We start from the raw sequence: 17,727 nt of genomic DNA, 5'->3' as shown, positions 1-17,727 counted from the left end.
TCGGCATAAGCTTGCCGTCATGGCCTACGCCGCGCCGATCTTCGCCTTCGATGTTCGCCTCGTGATCGATCTGATCCTGTTCGTGTTCGCACTGATCGTGCAGGGGGTCGCGCTCGTGCACGCCATCACGCAGCGCTCCGACGCCTTCCCCGCCATCGGCACTCTGCCCAAGGGCGGCTGGATCGCGATTCTCGCGGTCACTCTCCTGCTGACTCTGCTCACCCAGACCACGCTCAGCATCTTCGGGCTGATCGGCATCGCGGCGGCCCTGATCTACCTGCTCGACGTCCGGGTCGGCCTACGCGAACTGGGTGACAACAGAGGGTCGTGGTGAGGGCTTTCCGCTGGCCACCACCACCTGACGGCGGGCCTCGCACCTGGGGGCCCGGACCGGGTGGGCCACGCAGCGGACGTCCGGCGCTACCCGAGCCGGACACCGAGCTGGTCGCCACGCCGCACGGCGTACGGCTGGAGCGGCTGGTCACCGGCACCGGTGATCCGGTGACCGTGTTCGCTCACGGGCTGGGCAACGGCATCGCCGTCACCCGCCCCTTCGGCAGCGGCGTCACCGGCCGCAAGGTCTTCTTCCAGTTCCGTGGGCACGGTCGCTCGGACGCGCCGGAAGGTCTGTGGAGCTATCTCGACCTGTCCCGGGATCTGCGGGCGGTCGCCGACCTGTCCGGTGCGACCCGGGCGTTCGGTGCCAGCCTCGGCGCGGGTGCGCTGTGTCGGCTGCTCGTCGAGAGCCCGGAACGCTTCGAGCGGCTCATCTTCTTCCTGCCTGCGGCGCTCGACCAGCCGCGGCCTCCAGTCGCCCGGACCCGGCTGCTCGAACTGCTGTCCGCGGTGGAGAGTGGGGACGCCTCGGCGGTTGCCGAGGTGGTCGCGGCGGAGATGCCACCGGCAGTACGCAACACGCCGGCCGGATGGGCGTACCTGCGACAGCGGCTCGATCACCTGCTGCGCGACGGTCTCGCCGCAGGCCTGGCCGATCTGCCCGGGCAGGCACCCGTCACCGATGCCGGGGCGCTCGGCGCGGTCACCGCTCCGGCGCTGATCATCGCCTGCGAGGGCGACGACCTGCATCCCGTGGAGGTCGCCGAGCAGCTTGCCGCCGCGCTGCCCCAGGCCACCCTGCACCGGTACGCCCGCCCCGGGGTGCTCTGGACGGAACGCGCCGACGTACGGGCCCGGATCTCCGAGTTCCTCAACGGGTAGCCTGCCCTGTCATGGGCGTCACACACCATGGCCGTACGCACCGGCTCGATCTTGCTGATCCCAGCCTGCGCGAGTGGCAGTGCACGGTGCTGCACAGCGACCCCGAGCAGGGCATCGTGCTCGACCGCTCGGCGTTCTACCCGGGCGGCGGTGGGCAGCCGCCGGATCACGGCGTACTGCTCTGGCAGGGGGTGCAGACCCGGGTCGTGGGCACCCGCAAGGCCGACGACCTGTGGTTGATCCCCGCCGAGGGTGACCCGTTGCCGCCGACGGGCACCACCGTCACCGGTGCGGTGGAGGACGATCGACGCACTCGGCTGATGCGTACCCATTCGGGGTTGCATGTGCTCTGCGGGGTGGTGTTCCGCGACTTCGGTGCCCTGGTCACCGGCGGCAACATGGAACCCGGCGAGGCCAGGATGGACTTCAACCTGCCCGAGGTGCCGTCGGACTTCAAGAGCCGGATCGAGGAGCTGGTCAACGCGGAGGTGGCCGCCGATCGCGCGGTCGCCACCCGGGTGCTGCCGCGCGTGGAGGCGCTGGCCCTGCCGGACATCATCCGTACCCAGTCGAATCTGATTCCGCCCGACGAGGCGGAGGTCCGCATCGTCGACATCGTCGGGTTGGATGTGCAGGCCGACGGGGGTACGCACGTCGCCTCCACCGCCCAGATCGGCAAGGTGCGGGTGGTCAAGGTGGAGAGTAAGGGCCGGGCCAACCGTCGGGTCCGCATCCGCCTGGCCGACTGACCCGGGCCGGACCGACCCGGCAGGTGTGCCCGGTCAGCGGGGCAGGTGGGCGGCGCGGACGTCGAGCAGCCAGCGCTCCACCGGCTTCTCGTCCGGCCGGTCGGGCAGTGGCGTCCGGATCCGGTCGAAGTCGAGTTCGGCCTCGGCGAGCAGGGTGCGCGCCTCGTCCAGCGCGCCCTCGGCGACCCGGTTCCCGAAGCCGCGGAACCACTCCGGGTCGGCGAGCCGGATCTCCAAGATCCCGGTGGCGTAGAGCAGTCGGCCCTGGTGCACCAACCGGGCCAGGTGTCGGGCGTGCTTCGCGGTGCGCCGCCGGGTCTCCGACGAGAAGGTCCCGTCGCCCCGGGACTCCAGCTTGCGGAACTGCTGGGCGGCGTAGCCGAGGTAGGCCTCGCGGACCCGGGGTGCACTGAGGAACGCGGACCGGATGCCGATCAGTCGCTCGCCGAACTCGGTACGGGTCTCGTAGCAGTCGTCGGGGAGCCAGGCCAGCTCGCTGGCGGTCGGATTGCCGCTCAGCGCCAGCCGGCACCACTTGCGGGCCTCGTGCAGCGTGGTGTCCGGGTCGGTGGTGACCGCCGACTCGCGCGGCGGGTGCAGACCGTGGAAGGCGACCGTGGGTGCGGCGAAGACGCCGATCCGGTCGACGTCCGAGCCCGGCCCCGCCAGCCCGTACGCCACCGAGCCGACGATGCCGGAGAGCAGCAGGTGCATGCGGGGAGCATGACGGATCACCTGTCGTCCGCGAAACCTGACATCGGCTGTCATGTTTTGCTGGCAGCGTGGCAGCCATGACGAAACCGCTTACCGCAACGGTGGCGCTGGTGGCCGGGGCGACCCGGGGCGCCGGCCGACAGATCGCCGTGCAACTGGGTGCCGCAGGCGCCACCGTCTACACGACCGGCCGCAGCAGCCGGGCCGGCCGCTCGGAGCTGGACCGGCCGGAGACCATCGAGGAGACCGCCGAACTGGTGACCGCCGCCGGTGGCACCGGCATCGCCGTCCGGGTGGACCACCTCGTGCCCGACCAGGTACGCGACCTCATCGCGCGGATCGACACCGAACAGGGCCGACTCGACGTGCTGGTCAACGACGTGTGGGGTGCCGACCCGCTGATCACCTGGGAGAAGCCGGTCTGGGAGCAGCCGCTGGACGCCGGTTTCCGTACGCTGCGGCTCGCGGTGGACACCCACATCATCACCAGCCACTTCGCGATGCCGCTGCTGATCCGCCGCCCGGGCGGCCTAGTGGTGGAGATCGGCGACGGCACGCGGGCGTACAACGAGCAGAACTACCGCCTGTCGGTCTTCTACGACCTCGCCAAGACCTCGGTCAACCGGCTCGCCTTCAGTTGGGCGCACGAACTCAGGCCGTACGGCGGCACCGCCGTCGCGCTCAGTCCCGGCTGGCTGCGCTCCGAGGCGATGCTGGAGCACTTCGGCGTCACCGAGGCCAACTGGCGCGACGGCGCGGCCAAGGACCCGCACTTCCTCATCTCGGAAACCCCGGCGTTCGTCGGCCGGGCGGTCGCCGCCCTGGCCGCCGACCCCGACCGCGCCCGGTGGAGCGGGCACTCCGTGTCCGCGGGCGACCTGGCCAAGGTGTACGGCTTCACCGACGTGGACGGCAGCCAGCCGGACGCGTACCGCTACATCACCGAGGTGGTCGACGCCGGCAAACCGGCCGACGTCACCGGCTACCGCTGACCGAGCGACCAGCGGGGTCAGCGGTCGCCGGGGGCGGTGTAGAGGGCGGCGGCGCGGGCCGCCGCCTCGGCCAGCCGGGCGCGCAGGTCGGGCGGGTCGAGCACCTCCACCTCCGGGCCCAGTCCGAGCAGTTGGGTGTACGCCACGTCGACGGACTCGACGGGCAGCCGGGTGGTGACCCAGCCCTGCTCGTCGGGCTCGTCGGCGGCGGCGACCGCCTCGGCGTACCCGAACGGGATGTCGCTGCGGTGCTTGAGCTGGCGCAGGCCGGCGGGGCTCAGCCGGATCCGCACCTCGGCCCGCAGCATGCCGCGCAGGAACGCCTCCGCCTGCGCGTGCCAGTACGCCGGCAGGTCGAAGTCCGGCTCCCGCTCGAAGGCCTCCTCGTCTGGCTCGACGTCGACGATCCGGTCCACCCGGTAGGTGCGCAGGTCCGCGTCGACCCGGCCGACGAGATACCAGATGCCGTTCTTGAGGACCAGACCGTACGGGTGGACCCGCCGGGTCACCTCCCGATCGCCACGCCGGTAGTGCAGGGTCACCACCCGGTCCCGCCAGACCGCGCCGGCCAGGTCGGCCAGCCACGGCGGTGGGGCGTGCTGCGCGTACCAGCCGGGCACGTCCAGGTGGAAGCGTTGCCCGGTACGGGTCGGTGCGTCACGCAGGCTGGGCGGCAGCGCGGCGAGGACCTTCAACTCGGCTGCGGCGACCGCGTCGGCCAACCCCATGTCTCCGGCCGGTCCGGGCAGCCCGGCGAGGAAGAGCGCCTCCGCCTCGTCCCGGGTCATCCCGGTCAGCCGGGTCCGGTAGCCGCCGAGCAGCCGGTAACCCCCGGCCCGACCCCGGTCGGCGTAGACCGGCACCCCGGCGGCAGAGAGCGCCACGATGTCCCGGTACACCGTCCGCTCGGAGACCTCCAGCTCCCGGGCCAGCTCCGCCGCCGTCATCGCCTCCCGCGCCTGCAACAGCAGCAGCAACGAGATCAGCCGCGCCGCCCGCACGGTCAGCGTCCGCCGGGGGTCAGCAGACCCCGGTCGTACGCGACGGCCACGGCGGCGGCCCGGTCGTTGACCCCGAGCTTGGCGTACACGTGTAGCAGGTGGGTCTTGACGGTGGCCTCGCTGATGAACAGTTGCGCGGCGGCCTCCCGGTTCGTCGAGCCGCGCGCCACCAGGGTGAGCACCTCCAGTTCACGCTGACTCAGCGGCTCCTCCGCCGGGGCACGCAGCCGTCCCATCAGCCGTCCCGCCACGGCGGGAGAGAGCACCGATTCGCCTCGTGCTGCGGCGCGTACCGCCCGGACCAGTTCGTCGCGGGGGGCGTCCTTGAGCAGGTAGCCGGTGGCACCGGCCTCGATCGCCGGCAGCACATCGGCGTCCGTGTCGTACGTGGTGAGCACCAGCACCTTCGCCGTACTGCCGGAGCGGACCAGCCGACCGATCGCGGTCACCCCGTCCATGCCGGGCATCCGAAGGTCCATCAGCACCACGTCGGGACGGTGCCGGGCGGCCAACGCCAGCGCCTCGGCCCCGTCGGCCGCCTCACCGACCACCTCGAACCCGGGATCACCGGTGAACATGCCGCGCAGCCCGTCCCGCACCACCGGATGGTCGTCGACGATCAGCAGGCGTACCGGATCGGTCACCCCACACCCCCTGGCAACGCCGGTACGGACGCCGAGATCGCGGTGCCGCCGCCCGGCTCGGACTCCACGTCCAGGCGGCCGCCGACCTCGGTGACCCGTTGCCGCATGGCGGTCAGCCCGTAGCCGCCGTCCGGCTTCGGTGCGGCAGCCTCGGCGTCGAAGCCGGTGCCGTCGTCCCGTACGTCAAGCGTCACCACATCCGACATGTAGGACAGGGTCAGCCCCACCCGGGAGGCAGCGGCGTGCCGAGCCACGTTGGCCAACGCCTCCTGGGCGGCCCGCAGCAGGGTCACCTCGACCTCCGGATGCAGCGGCCGAGGGGTGCCGGTGGTGTTGACCTCGGCCCGTACCCCGTGCCGCGCGGACCAGCGTCCACCCAGCTCGGTCAGGGCATCGGGCAGCCTAGCGGCCTCCAGCGGCTCCGGACGGATGGCGCGGACCGAGCGACGGGCCTCGGTGAGGCTCTCCCGGGCCAGCGCCAGGGCATTGTCCACGTGCCGCCGCCAGTCGCCGGAGCGGTCGCGGGTCTGCTCGGCCGCCTCCAACTGGGTGATGATGCCGGTGAGCCCCTGCGCCAGGGTGTCGTGGATCTCCCGGGCCATCCGTTGCCGTTCGTCGAGCACCCCGGCCTCCCGGGCCTGGGTTACCAGTTGGGCGTGCAGACCCTCGTTCTCCCGTACCGTCTCGGTGAGCTGACGGTTTGCGGCGGCCAGCTCCGCCACCAACCGCTTGCGCTTGGCGTCCTCCCGTTCGGCGACGATGTTGAACCAGATCACCGCGCCCGCGACGAGCACGTTGAACAGCACCAGGACCAGCCAGAGCTGCGAGCCCGACAGGGCGGCGGACACGCCACCGCCCTGCGCGGTGGCGAGCAGTACGGCGGTGACGGCCACCCCGCCGATCCGCCATCGCCAGGACAGCACCGGGAAGGCGTGCACGTAGCCGATCCAGGCGAAGTAGCCGTACCACGGGCTGGCCACCACCAGCACCGCGGCGAAGGTGAGCAACCCCGCGTAGTAGACCGCCATCCGGGTACGACGGCTCTGCCAGCCCGGATGCAGGTTGATGAACCAGGCGACCCAGGCCCCGGCCGCCACGACGACGGTGAGGGTGAGCCATATCGGAAGGCCGCGGGGTGCCGGTGTGAGCAGGGCCAGCAGCGTGCCCACGGCCAGCCCGCCGTAGGGCAGCAACCGGTAGAGGGCGGCCTCCCGTGCCTTCCAGGTGGCCAACCGGTCGTCGCCCTCGCCGCTGCTGGTCATCGGCTCCCCGCTCACTGCCAGCGGAACAGTTTCGTCGCGAGAGCACCGGCGGCCACCGCGACCACCGCCATTATCGCCAGGTGCAGCGGGTGCGGGGCGGTGCCCGTCCAGGCGTCCAGCAGGGCCTGCACACCGGGCGGAGTGTAGGCGCCGATCTCGGCCAGGAAATCGGGCAGCAGGAACCTCGGCAGGTACACGCCACCGAAGAACATCACCGCCATGAACACCGGTACGGTCAGCGCCTGGGCCGACCTGGCGGTGGGCGCGACCGCCGCCACCAGCAGTCCCAGCGCGAGCAGCGCCGCGGTACCGAGGATCAGGGCGGCGGCGAAGCCGAGCGGGTGCTGCGGCAGCGGTACGCCGAACGCCAGCCGGGCCACCACGGCGAGCAGCACCGCGCTGGCCAGGATGCCGATCAGCGCCAGCACCAGTTGGGCCAGCAGCAGGGCCAGCGGGCTGGCCGGGGTGGTGGCCAGCCGGCGCAGGATGCCGCGCTCCCGGTAGGTGGCCAGCACGGTGGGCAGGACGTTCACGCCGACCATCGCCAGGGTGACCACCAGCAGGGACGGGGTGAAGTAGGTGACGAAGGACTGGCCGCCGAGATCCGGAGTGGGCTTTCGGAGGGTGGGGATGAGTCCGAGGACCACCAGGATCAGGGTGGGCAGTGCGATGGTGAGCACCATCGTCGAGGTGTCCCGCAGGTAGAGCCGGGCCTCGGTCTTGAGGATCTGGCTGAAGGCGTGCATGGCGTTCCCCTCAGTCGGTGAGCCGGCGCCCGGTCAGTTCGACGAACGCGTCGTCCAACGTGGCCTGCTCCAGCCGCAGGTCGGCGGCGATGATCTGGTTACGGGCGAGGACGGAGGTGACCGCGTGCAGCACGTCACCGGTGCCGGTCACCACCACCTGGGCGCCGCTGCGGGTCACCGAGGTCACCTGCGACAACCCGGTGAGCAGGTGATCGTCGAGCGGGGTGGACGGGCGGAACCGGATTCGTTGCTCGGGTACCACGGCCGAGACCAGCCCGGCCGGGCTGTCCAACGCCACCACCCGCCCCTTGTCGATCACGGCAAGCCGGTCGCAGAGCCGCTCGGCCTCCTCCATGAAGTGGGTGACCAGCACGATGGTCACGCCGCGATCCCGGACCCGCTCGATCAGGTTCCAGGTGTCGCGGCGGGCCTGCGGATCCAGCCCGGTGGTCAACTCGTCCAGGATGGCGATCCTCGGGTTGCCGACCAGCGCCAGCGCGATGGAGAGCCGTTGCTTCTGGCCGCCGGAGAGCTTGTCGTACGGGGTGTTGCGCTTCTCGCCGAGCCCCAACTCGTCGATGAGCTGGGCCGGGTCCGCCGGGTCGCGGTAGAACGAGGCGTACAGGTCCAGCGCCTCGGCGACCCGGAGCCGATCCGGCAACCGGCTCTCCTGTAGCTGCACCCCCACCAGTTGTCGCAGCCGGGTGGCGTCCCGGCGAGGGTCCAGCCCGAGGACGGACACCTCGCCCCCGTCGGGGACGCGCAACCCGGCGACACACTCCACGGTGGTGGTCTTGCCCGCACCGTTCGGGCCGAGGACGCCGAAGATCTCGCCCGCCGCGACGTCGAACGACACGTCCTGCACCGCCACCGTCTCGCCGTACCGCTTGTGCAGGTGGGACACCTCGATCACCGGCATCGCATCGCCCTTCGCTCGGTTACCCGTACAGCGTCGCGGCGGCGGGCCGGTGTGGGATCGACCAGCTGTAGATGATCTCGTTCGGCTCCGGTTGACCCGAACGATCCGTCGATCGGTTGATGTGCCGACCGGTGACTAGGCTCAGCGGCGTGAACGTTTCCGAGATGTCCGGCACCGCCACGAGCACCGCGCGGCGGTTCGCCGACGGTGCCGGGTTCCTGCTGCGTGGCATCGGGCTGTACGTACGCAATCCCGGTCTGATGCTGCTCGGCGTGGTGCCGGCGCTGATCTCCGGCGTGCTGTTCCTGACCGCGTACGCCATCCTGGTCGTCTTCGTCGGCGACCTGGCCACGGCGGTGACCCCCTTCGCCGACGACTGGTCGACGGCGACCCGCAGAGTGGTCCGGGTGATCGCCGGCCTGGCCATCCTCGGCCTCGGTGGCCTGCTCGCCGTGCTCACCTTCACCGCCGTCACCCTGGTCATCGGCGATCCGTTCTACGAGAAGATCTCCGAGCGGGTGGAACAGCGGTACGGCGGCGCGCCCGACGCGGTCGAGGTACCGTTCTGGGCGTCCCTGCGGCGCAGCGCCGTCGACTCGATCCGGCTGGTCGCCCTGGCGGCGCTGTTCGGCATCCCACTGTTCGCGGCCGGGTTCATTCCGCTGCTCGGCCAGACGGTGGTACCGGTGATCGGTGCCGCTGTCGGCGGTTGGCTGCTCGCCGTGGAACTGGTCGGCGCGCCCTTCTACCGGCGCGGCAAGGGGCTGCGGGAGCGCCGGGCAGCGCTGAAGGTCGACCGTCCGACCGCGCTCGGCTTCGGGATGGCGGTCTTCGTCTGCTTCCTGATCCCGCTCGGGGCGGTACTGCTCATGCCGGCCGCGATCGCCGGTGCCACCCTGCTCGCCCGCCGCACCCTCGGCCAGCCCGTCACGGAGGACTGACCCGTGGACATCACCACCGAACAGGTGTACGCGGTGGTCAACGCCGCCAACTCGTCACTGCTCGGCGGCGGTGGAGTGGACGGTGAGGGCAGGCTCAGGAGGCGGGGACGGCGGCGATCGCCTCGACCTCGACGAGTTGGTCGCGGTAGCCGAGCACGGTCACCCCGAGCAGGGTGCTGGGGGCGTCGTGGTCACCGAAGGCCGCCCGTACCACCTCCCATACCGTGACCAGGTCCTCCTGGCGGGTGGAGGCCACGTACACGGTGCTCTTGACGACGTCGGACAGGGTGGCGCCGGCGGCGGCCAGGGCGGTCTCCAGGTTGGCCATCACCTGCCGGGCCTGGGCCGCGTGGTCGCCGGGGGCGACGGTGCGGCCCTCGGCGTCGAGCGGGCAGGCGCCCGCGGTGAAGACCAGGCGGGTGCCGGGTTCCACGGTGGCCAGATAGGCGTACGGGGCGACGTCGGCGAGTGCGGGCACGGGCAGCAGGCGAACCGGGTGGGACATGCGGGGCAGGCTAGCCGCCCGCCGAGCCGGGTGCCACGCGATAAGGGTTGTTAACAAGGGGCCCTTGCTCTACCTGAGGCGTTAACAAGGTGCCCTTCCTTACAACTCAGGCGGAGTCGCGGAGGATGAGTTCGGTGGGGAGGATGAGGGCGGGCTCGACCTCCTCGCCGGCCGCGAGGCGCAGCAGCAGACGAGTGCCCTGTCGGCCGAGTTCCACGATCGGCTGCCGCACGGTGGTCAGCGGCGGTTCGGTGTACGCGGCGGTCTCGATGTCGTCGAAGCCGATCACGGCGACGTCCTCCGGCACCCGCCGTCCCGCCTCGCGCAGGGTACGCAGGGCGGCGTGCGCCATCAGGTCGGAGGCGGCGAAGACGGCGTCCAGGTCGGGGTGGGCGGTGAGCAGTTCCCGCATCGCCGCCGCACCGGACTCCCGGGTGAAGTCGCCGACCGCCACCATCTGCGGCAGCCCGGCGGCGGCCACCGTGTCCCGGTAGCCGGCCAGCCGTTCGATGCCGGCGACCATGTCCTGCGGCCCGGCGATGGTGGCGATGCGTCGCCGACCGGTGTCGATCAGGTGTCGTACCGCCTTGGTCACCCCGGCGACCTGGTCGACGTCGACGTACGGCACGTTCGCGCCGTCGAGGGGTCGGCCGCTGCACACCACCGGGATGCCCAGCGCGGCGAGCTTGGCGGGCAGCGGGTCGGCACCGTGCAGCGAGGCGAACAGCACACCGTCGACGTGCCGCCCGGTGGTGTACCGCTCGACCCGTTCGTGCCCGGCCGGTGAGCCGGCGAGCATCAGCACCAGCTGCTTGTCGGCGGCCTCCAACTCCTGCGCGGCGCCCCGGATGATGCCGGGGAAGACCTGGTCGTCGGAGAAGACGCGGGTCGCCTCCTCGGGCATCACCAGGGCGATCGAGTCGGTCCGCTGGGTGACGAGGGAGCGGGCGGCGAGGTTCGGCACGTACCCCAACTCGGCCACCGCCTGGCGGACCGCCTCCCGGATCGGCTCGGCGACCGTGGTGGAACCGTTCACCACCCGGGAGACGGTGGCCCGGGACACCCCGGCCCGCCGCGCCACCGCTTCCAGAGTGGGCCGTTGCGCGCCCGTCATCGGAGAAACCACCGCCTTGTCACAGTCCGTTCCGGGAGATCACCTCCTGGTACCACCGGGCGCTGGACTTCGGTGTACGCCGCTGGGTGAGGTAGTCGACGTGCACGATGCCGAACCGCTTGCGGTACCCCTCGGCCCACTCGAAGTTGTCCAGCAATGACCATACGAGATAGCCGCGCAGGTCGACGCCCCGGGCGATGGCCTCGTGCGCGGCACGCAGGTGTCCGTCCAGGTACGCGATCCGGTCGTCGTCGCGTACCGGGCTGGTCCCGTCCGAGCTGCTCTTGTCCGGAAACGCCGCGCCGTTCTCGGTGACCATCAGGGGCACCGGCGGATAGTCGGTGGCGATGCGTTCCAGCAGCCGGGTCAGCCCCGCCGGTTCGATCATCCAGCCCATGTCGGTCAGCGGACCGACCGGCGGCAGGAACTCCACGGCTGCGGCGGTGCCCGGGTACGCGCCGCCGCCACCCGCGCCGTCCGGTCGCCCGGCGACGTAGGTCGGCGCGTAGTAGTTGATCCCGAGCAGGTCGATCGGCGCCGCGATGATCTTCTCGTCGCCGTCGACGACGAACACCGGCTCGACGATCCGGGCCACGTGCTCACGCACGTCGTCGGGGTAGCCGCCGACCAGCAGCGGATCCAGGAAGATCCGGTTGTGCAGGCCGTCGACCAGGCGTACCGCGTCGGCGTCGGCGGCGCTGTCCGCGTCGGCGGGGCGTACGTCGGCCGGGTTGAGGGTGATGCCGACGCGCTCGGCACCGCCCGCGCGCAGCGCCTGCGTGGCCAGGCCGTGCGCCAGCAACAGATGGTGTACGGCGCTGAAGGCGGCGCCCGGGTCCTGCACCCCGGGGGCGTGCACGCCGTTGCCGTAGCCGAGGTACGCGGAGCACCAGGGCTCGTTGAGCGTGGTCCAGGTGTCGATGCGGTCACCGAGTCGGGCGTACACGGCGGCGGCGTAGGTGGCGAAGTGCTCGGCGGTCTCCCGCGCCGTCCAACCACCCCGGTCCTGCAACGTCTGCGGCAGGTCCCAGTGGTAGAGGGTGACGATCGGGTCGATGCCCCGACCCAGCAGCGCGTCGGTCAGCCGGTCGTAGAAGTCCAGGCCGCGCGGGTTGACCGGGCCGCTGCCGTCGGGCTGGATCCGGGGCCAGGAAACCGAGAAACGGTACGCCTGCAGGCCCAGCTCGGCCATCATCGCCACGTCGTCGGCGTACCGGTGGTAGTGGTCGCAGGCGACGTCACCGGTGTGTCCGGCGTACACCTTTCCCGGTGTGCGACTGAAGGTGTCCCAGATCGACTCCCCGCGCCCGTCGTCGCGGGCCGCCCCCTCGATCTGATAGGCGGCCGTCGCCGCTCCCCACAGGAAATTCTCCGGGAACCGGATTCCACTCACGATTTGACCGCACCTTCCATGATTCCGCCGATGATCTGGCGTCCGAACAGTACGAACACCAGCAGCAGCGGCAGCGTGGCGATTGCCGTACCGGTGAACACCTGGGACATGTCCTGGTAGTAGCCGTCGGACAGGGCCCGCAGGGACAACTGCACGGTGGGATTCTCCGGATCGTTGAGCACCGCGTACGGCCACAGGAAATCGTTCCAGGTGGTCATGAACGTGAGCAGCCCGAGCACCGCGATGGCCGGCCGCAACGCGGGCAGCACCACGTTCCAGTAGATCCGTGCGGTGCCGCAGCCGTCCACCCGCGCCGCCTCGATCAGCTCGGTGCTGATCGCCTGTCCGGCGTACTGCCGCATCATGAACACACCGAAGCCGGTGACCAGGGCGGGCAGGATCACCGCGGGCAGCCGGTCGTTGAGGTTCAGCTTCGTCATCAGCATGTACAGCGGGATGATGCCGAGCTGGGTGGGCACCATCATCGTCGCGATGATGATCATCAGCAGCGCGTTGCTGCCCCGGAAGCGCAGCTTGGCGAAGGCGAACCCGGCCAGCGAGGAGAAGAACACCACCGAGATGGTGACCGTGATCGCCACGATCGCCGAGTTGATCAGACCGGTCAGGAAGTACGCGTCGGTGTTGGCGAACAGCCGGGAGATGTTCGCGCCCAGGTTGCCGCCCGGCGTGACCGGCGGCGGCAGTTGCCCCATCGCGTCGCTGGAGCGGCTGGCCACCACGAACATCCAGTAGATCGGGAAGACCGACAGGACCCCGGCGGCGACCAACGCGAAGTACGTGAGCGGGCTGGCCCGCCACAGCTTGCTCATCGCGCCACCTCGCTTCGCTCGGCACCGCGACGAGGCTCCACCGCACTGAGCCGAATGATTCGCTCGCTGCGCTCGCTCATCGGAACCCTCCCTTTCGGTTGCCCTCCGGCGGTCGGGCGGAGGAACCGAGCCGGCGGATGATCAGTACGTTGATCGCGGCGACGATGGCGATCAGGGCGAACAGCAGCCAGGCCACCGCCGAGCCGTAGCCGAAGTTGTAGTACGGCGCGAAGGCGTTCTCGAACATGTACATGGTCATCGTCTGCGACTCGCGCAGCGGCCCGCCCCGGATCGCGTTGGTGCCGGAGTGGAACAGCCGGGGCTCGGTGAACAGTTGCAGCCCGCCGATGGTGGAGATGATGACGCAGAAGATGATCGTCGGCTTGAGCAGCGGCACGGTGACCGACCAGAACTGCCGGGCCCGGTTCGCGCCGTCGATCGCCGCGGCCTCGTACAGGTCGCGGGGGATGGCCTGCATGGCGGCCAGGAAGATCAGGGCGTTGTAACCGGTCCACCGCCAGTCGACCATCGTGGAGATGGCCACCCAGGAGGCGAACCGGTTGGACTTCCACTCGATCCCGTCGATGCCGACCAGGTCGAGCAGCCAGTTGATCATGCCGAACTCGCGACCGAACAGCACCCCGAAGACGATCGCCACGGCGGCCGTGGAGGTCACGTTGGGCACCAGCACCGCCATCCGCCAGCCGGTACGCATCCGCAGCTGCCGGTTGAGCAGGTTGGCCAGCCAGAGCGCCAGCAGCAGCTGCGGCACGGTACTGAGGACGAAGATGCCGAGGGTGTTGACCACCGAGTGCCAGAAGTCGCCGTCGGCCAACAGCCGGGTGTAGTTGTCCGCGCCGATGAATGTGGGATTGCTGCCCAGCAGGTCCCAGTCGTGCAGCGAAACCCAGAAGGTGTACGCCAGCGGCCAGGCCCCGAAGATCGCGAAGATCACGAAGAACGGGGCGATGTAGAGGTAGGGCGAGTACTTCGCGTCGATCCGGCTGAGCCGGCCGGCCCGCAACAGCCGGGACCGGCCCGGTGCCGGCGCGGTCGGCCCTCGCGCGTCGAGCTGCAACGCCATGACCCGTTGACTCCTTTCCACGCCCCCGCCCCGCGCCGATCCTCCGGCCGGTGGCCACGCGCGCCCGGCGAGCGTGGCGGTCCTGGATCGGCGGCGGGGGTGGAGGCCGTCGGGCCGGTTACTTGGCGGCGGCCTTCTTGGCGTTGTTGACGGCGTCCTGCCAGCCCTGCTCGGGCGTACGCTGTCCCAGCTCGACGGTGCGGACGGCGTTCTCCACCTCGGTGCGTACCGCCTGGTTCTTCGGGCCCATGTAGACCGGCTTCAGCGTCTTCGCGCCCTCGGCGAAGATCGTTCCGATCGGCGCACCGGAGAAGTACGCGTTCTTGGCATCGGCGATCGCCGGGTCGTCAAGCGCCTGCGGCGAGGACGGCAGCGGGCCCTTGGCCTTGAAGGCACCGATCTGACCCTGCGGGCTGGTCAGGAACTTGACCAGCTTGATGGCCTCTTCCTTGTTCTTGCTCTGTGCCGGCACGGCCAGGTGCGAGCCGCCCCAGTTGCCGCCGTCGCCGGGCACCCGGGCGATGTCCCACTTGCCGCTGGCCTCCGCGCCGGCGTTGCCCTCGATCACCCCGGTCATCCACGCCGGGCAGGCGATGGTGGCGAACTTGGCCTGCTTGAAGGCCGAGACCCACTCCTCCGACCAGGAGCCGTACTTGCCGGACAGGCCGGCACCGATGATCTTCATGGTGGTGTCCCAGGCCTGCTTGACCGCCGGGTTGCTGTCCACCACCAGGTTGTTGCTGGTGTCGTAGTAGTGGTAGCCCTGCGCCTTGCCGGCGGTCTGCAACACGATGGTGTTGAACGTGTTGGTCGCCGCGTCCAGGAACGACGCACCGGTGTCGGCCGCCTTGAAGCGTTCGCCGACCGCGATGTAGTCCTCCCAGGTCGGCCAGAGCTTGGAGACCTCGTCGCGCTCGGTGGGCAGCCCCGCCTTGGCGAACAGGTCCGTGCGGTAGCACATCGCCATGCCACCCACGTCGGTGCCGAGCCCGATCAGCTTCTGCCCGTCGGCGGTCAGCCCCTGGTTCCACTTCCACTCCAGGAAGTTGCCCTTGAGCTCGGCGGCGCCGTGGTCGAGCAGGTTGACGAAGTTGTCCGGGTTGGCCTTGTACTCGACCATCAGGCCTTCTTCGATGGCGACGACGTCACCGGCGCCCTTGCCCGCGGCGAGCCACTGGGTCAGCTTCGGCGAGTACTCGTCGAGGTTGCCGCCGGTGCCCCGCTCGACGATCTTCACGTTGGGGTTGGCGTCCATGTACTCCTGGTAGAGCTGTTCGTAGCCGAGCTGTCCGAAGACGTCGACGGTGAGCGTTATCTTGCCGTCGCCCGCGGCGTCCTCGTCGCCGGCGCAGCCGCTGGTGGCGAGTAGCGCACCAACGGTTGCCAAGGCGACCGCCGCAAGGCGATGGCGGGGAAAAGTGGCCATGGTCTGTGACCCCTCTCAGGTGGGTGAGTGGTGGTGGATGAGTCTGAGAGCGCTCTCACGTAGCCTGCGTCCCTCGCCGGGGCGGTGTCAAGAGAGCGCTCTCTCGGCTGGGTCACAGAATGGCCACGGCCAATCGGTGCGAGGTCACCGTTACAGCGGAATGGCGGCTACCAGGGTGTCCGGTAACCGCCATGCCGTCGTAACGGTGTCAATCAATCAGCCGGTGCGTACCCCGTCGAGGAGGGTGGGGTCGCCGGCCACGGACAGGGTGTCGAAGCTGACCCGGCCCCAGAGCGCCAGCAGCAGGTCGCTCGCCGTGCCGCTGACGTGCACCCGGGCGTGGTGCTCGTCGTGGTCGAGGATGGTGCCGGTGTCCAGCAGCGCCACCCCCTCACCGCGCAGCCGCAGGTACCACTCCTGCGCCGCGTCGGTCGCGCTGAGTCGAACCACCCCGCGCCACTGACCGCTGGCCGCCCGGCGGCCGGCCGGCAGCCAGGTGTCGAGCACCTCGCTCACCCCGTCGGCCGCGAGCTTGGCCTCGATCGGTTCGCCGGCGGCGATGGCGAGCTGGGCGTCCCAGCGGTGCAGGGCGGTCTCGTGCGCCATCCGGCGGGGCCAGAAGCCGGCCTTCTTCGGCTGCGGGGCCCAGTTCCAGGCCGGGGCCTCCGGGTCCAGGGTGTCGAAGAGGACCATCAGGTCGTCGTACGCCTGCTGCCACTGCTGCGCGGCGGTGAGCCCCGGCAGGAGTTCGGGACGCTGCGACCGGCGTTGCTCCGGCGCGGTGGCCCGGCCTGACCCGGCGACGTCGCGTACCCACTGGTAGATGCCGGTGAGGTGCAGGGCCAGGTCGGTCACCGTCCAGCCGGGGCAGGACAGCACGGGTGTCTCGGGCGGGGCGTCGGCGACCGCGGCGGCGAACGCCGGGCCCTCCGCGCGGAGTGCACCGATCCAGAAGTCCTTGCTGCCGTGCATTCTGCTCATCGCCATCCTCCCGGGGGTGACCGGGCCACCAATGGGTGCCACGGCTACCTCTCAGCCTAGGGTGAAAGATGTGCCTGACGTCTACGCCCAGCCGACAGCCGCCGCCCAACCCGTCATTTCCGGCGAACTGTCGCAATACACCACATTGCGCCTAGGCGGACCCGCCCGGCGGATCGTCACCGCAACCACCGCCGAGGAGATTGTCGCTCACGTACGCCAGGCGGGTGAACATGCGCTTCTGCTCGCCGGGGGCAGCAACGTGGTGATCGGCGACGCCGGGTTCCCGGGCACGGTGATCCTGGTCCGCTCCCGAGGTCTGCGGGTGCTGACCGAGGACGAGCAGACCGTCACCATCCGCGTCGAGGCCGGCGAGCCGTGGGACGACCTGGTCGCCGCCACGGTGCGCAACGGCTGGTCCGGCCTGGAATGCCTGTCCGGCATCCCCGGCTCCACCGGCGCCACCCCGATCCAGAACGTCGGCGCGTACGGCCAGGAGGTCGCCGAGACCATCGTCGGCGTGCAGGTGTACGACCGTACCGCCGGGACGATCACCCAGCTGGACGCCGCCGACTGCGGCTTCGCCTACCGGGCCAGCATCTTCAAGTACAGCGAGCGCTGGGTGGTGCTCGCTGTCGACTTCCGGCTGGCCCGCTCGCCGCTGTCCGGCCCGGTCCGGTACGCGGAACTGGCCCGCGCGCTCGGCGTCGAGGTCGGTGACCGGGTGCCGCTCGCCCACGCCCGCGCCACCGTGCTGGAACTTCGCGCGGGCAAGGGCATGGTGCTGGACGCCGCCGACCCCGACACCCGTTCGGTCGGTTCCTTCTTCACCAACCCCGTCCTCGATGCCGCCGAGTACGAGGAGCTGCGGCAGCGCGCCGCCGACATCGGTGAGCCGCCCGCCTGGCCGGGCGCGGGCGACCTGGTCAAGGTCAGCGCCGCCTGGCTGATCGACAAGGCCGGCTTCGGCAAGGGCTACGCCGGCCCCGAGGGCGTCGCCATCTCCAGCAAGCACACCCTCGCCCTCACCAACCAGACCGGCACCGCCACCACCGAGGCCCTCCTCACCCTGGCCCGCGAAATCCGCGACGGCGTCCACGCCCGCTTCGCGGTAACCCTCCACCCCGAACCCGTCCTCATAACCTGCACCCTCTGACCCACCCACCGCCCACCCCGCGCTTCTCCGCCCACCCCGCGCTTCTGCGCGTTGA

The 17,727-nt window shown here is 70.7% G+C and carries 19 protein-coding genes and 1 pseudogene; 7 read left to right on the top strand and 13 right to left on the bottom strand.

What is annotated here, in order from left to right; translation table 11 throughout:
* The first annotated feature begins 19 nt into the window (after nt 1-19).
* Genes EG812_RS09105 through EG812_RS09095 form a run of 3 tightly spaced genes read left to right on the top strand, consistent with a single transcriptional unit; the run spans nt 20 to nt 1,967 of the window.
* A complete protein-coding gene (locus tag EG812_RS09105; RefSeq protein WP_013736126.1) occupies nt 20-334 on the top strand; it encodes a DUF2516 family protein in 315 nt (104 codons plus the stop codon).
* On the top strand, nt 331-1,218 hold the full coding sequence (locus EG812_RS09100) for an alpha/beta fold hydrolase (RefSeq protein WP_043725877.1): 888 nt from the start codon (nt 331-333) through the stop codon (nt 1,216-1,218). The genes EG812_RS09105 and EG812_RS09100 overlap by 4 nt, the downstream gene beginning before the upstream one ends.
* Nucleotides 1,219-1,229: 11 nt before the next feature.
* Nucleotides 1,230-1,967 carry an alanyl-tRNA editing protein gene (locus tag EG812_RS09095; protein WP_013736124.1) on the top strand — a complete coding sequence of 246 codons (738 nt, stop codon included), beginning with the start codon at nt 1,230-1,232 and terminating at the stop codon, nt 1,965-1,967.
* A gap of 33 nt (nt 1,968-2,000) precedes the next feature.
* On the opposite strand, the gene EG812_RS09090 is transcribed toward EG812_RS09095, so the two are convergent.
* Nucleotides 2,001-2,681, bottom strand: coding sequence for a nucleotidyltransferase domain-containing protein (locus tag EG812_RS09090; protein WP_126711314.1), 681 nt, complete (start codon nt 2,679-2,681; stop codon nt 2,001-2,003).
* A gap of 77 nt (nt 2,682-2,758) precedes the next feature.
* On the opposite strand from EG812_RS09090, the gene EG812_RS09085 reads away from it, so the two are divergent.
* Nucleotides 2,759-3,673: an SDR family oxidoreductase gene (locus tag EG812_RS09085; protein WP_013736122.1), complete on the top strand. Its 915-nt coding sequence runs from the start codon at nt 2,759-2,761 to the stop codon at nt 3,671-3,673.
* A gap of 17 nt (nt 3,674-3,690) precedes the next feature.
* Here EG812_RS09085 and EG812_RS09080 read toward each other — a convergent pair whose 3' ends face one another.
* The 5 genes from EG812_RS09080 to EG812_RS09060 are packed head-to-tail and all read right to left on the bottom strand — an operon-like array spanning nt 3,691 to nt 8,245.
* The gene (locus EG812_RS09080) at nt 3,691-4,674 is read right to left on the bottom strand and encodes a helix-turn-helix transcriptional regulator (protein WP_013736121.1); all 984 of its coding nucleotides are present in this window, start codon (nt 4,672-4,674) and stop codon (nt 3,691-3,693) included.
* A 2-nt stretch (nt 4,675-4,676) separates the two neighbouring features.
* Complete coding sequence (locus EG812_RS09075; protein ID WP_013736120.1) at nt 4,677-5,318, bottom strand: response regulator; 642 nt, start codon at nt 5,316-5,318, stop codon at nt 4,677-4,679.
* Nucleotides 5,315-6,580, bottom strand: a complete 1,266-nt coding sequence (locus EG812_RS09070) for a sensor histidine kinase (protein ID WP_043722049.1) — start codon at nt 6,578-6,580, stop codon at nt 5,315-5,317. Before EG812_RS09070 ends, EG812_RS09075 begins: the two co-directional genes overlap by 4 nt.
* Before the next feature lie 11 nt (nt 6,581-6,591).
* The gene (locus EG812_RS09065) at nt 6,592-7,326 is read right to left on the bottom strand and encodes an ABC transporter permease (protein ID WP_126711313.1); all 735 of its coding nucleotides are present in this window, start codon (nt 7,324-7,326) and stop codon (nt 6,592-6,594) included.
* A gap of 10 nt (nt 7,327-7,336) precedes the next feature.
* Nucleotides 7,337-8,245, bottom strand: a complete 909-nt coding sequence (locus tag EG812_RS09060) for an ABC transporter ATP-binding protein (protein ID WP_013736117.1) — start codon at nt 8,243-8,245, stop codon at nt 7,337-7,339.
* Between the two features lie 164 nt (nt 8,246-8,409).
* Between EG812_RS09060 and EG812_RS09055 the strand changes: the two genes are divergently transcribed.
* The gene (locus EG812_RS09055) at nt 8,410-9,186 is read left to right on the top strand and encodes an EI24 domain-containing protein (RefSeq protein ID WP_013736115.1); all 777 of its coding nucleotides are present in this window, start codon (nt 8,410-8,412) and stop codon (nt 9,184-9,186) included.
* 3 nt (nt 9,187-9,189) lie between these two features.
* A pseudogene (locus tag EG812_RS29565) lies at nt 9,190-9,270 on the top strand (O-acetyl-ADP-ribose deacetylase); the annotation flags it as partial.
* Nucleotides 9,271-9,280: 10 nt separating this feature from the next.
* Here EG812_RS29565 and EG812_RS09045 read toward each other — a convergent pair.
* The 7 genes from EG812_RS09045 to EG812_RS09015 all read right to left on the bottom strand — a co-directional run bounded on the left by EG812_RS09045 (nt 9,281) and on the right by EG812_RS09015 (nt 16,519).
* Nucleotides 9,281-9,691 carry a RidA family protein gene (locus tag EG812_RS09045; RefSeq protein ID WP_126711312.1) on the bottom strand — a complete coding sequence of 137 codons (411 nt, stop codon included), beginning with the start codon at nt 9,689-9,691 and terminating at the stop codon, nt 9,281-9,283.
* Between the two features lie 106 nt (nt 9,692-9,797).
* Nucleotides 9,798-10,805, bottom strand: a complete 1,008-nt coding sequence (locus tag EG812_RS09040) for a LacI family DNA-binding transcriptional regulator (protein WP_013736113.1) — start codon at nt 10,803-10,805, stop codon at nt 9,798-9,800.
* A gap of 19 nt (nt 10,806-10,824) precedes the next feature.
* Nucleotides 10,825-12,198, bottom strand: coding sequence for a GH1 family beta-glucosidase (locus EG812_RS09035; RefSeq protein WP_013736112.1), 1,374 nt, complete (start codon nt 12,196-12,198; stop codon nt 10,825-10,827).
* A complete protein-coding gene (locus tag EG812_RS09030; protein ID WP_126711311.1) occupies nt 12,195-13,028 on the bottom strand; it encodes a carbohydrate ABC transporter permease in 834 nt (277 codons plus the stop codon). The genes EG812_RS09035 and EG812_RS09030 overlap by 4 nt, the downstream gene beginning before the upstream one ends.
* Nucleotides 13,029-13,104: 76 nt before the next feature.
* The gene (locus EG812_RS09025; RefSeq protein ID WP_013736110.1) at nt 13,105-14,112 is read right to left on the bottom strand and encodes a carbohydrate ABC transporter permease; all 1,008 of its coding nucleotides are present in this window, start codon (nt 14,110-14,112) and stop codon (nt 13,105-13,107) included.
* A 118-nt stretch (nt 14,113-14,230) separates the two neighbouring features.
* Entirely contained in the window at nt 14,231-15,538 is a 1,308-nt protein-coding gene (locus EG812_RS09020) for an ABC transporter substrate-binding protein (RefSeq protein ID WP_043722037.1), read from the bottom strand.
* A gap of 216 nt (nt 15,539-15,754) precedes the next feature.
* Nucleotides 15,755-16,519 carry a maleylpyruvate isomerase family mycothiol-dependent enzyme gene (locus EG812_RS09015; RefSeq protein WP_043722034.1) on the bottom strand — a complete coding sequence of 255 codons (765 nt, stop codon included), beginning with the start codon at nt 16,517-16,519 and terminating at the stop codon, nt 15,755-15,757.
* A 31-nt stretch (nt 16,520-16,550) separates the two neighbouring features.
* Here EG812_RS09015 and EG812_RS09010 point away from each other — a divergent pair, with 31 nt between their 5' ends.
* Nucleotides 16,551-17,672: a UDP-N-acetylmuramate dehydrogenase gene (locus tag EG812_RS09010; protein WP_286047704.1), complete on the top strand. Its 1,122-nt coding sequence runs from the start codon at nt 16,551-16,553 to the stop codon at nt 17,670-17,672.
* Nucleotides 17,673-17,727 lie beyond the last annotated feature (55 nt).

The organism is Verrucosispora sp. FIM060022 (assembly GCF_003977705.1).
In the GTDB taxonomy this organism is placed as follows: Bacteria; Actinomycetota; Actinomycetes; order Mycobacteriales; family Micromonosporaceae; genus Micromonospora; species Micromonospora gifhornensis.
Note: the sequence above shows the minus strand (reverse complement) of the source record. Positions and strands in the feature narration are given on the sequence as shown.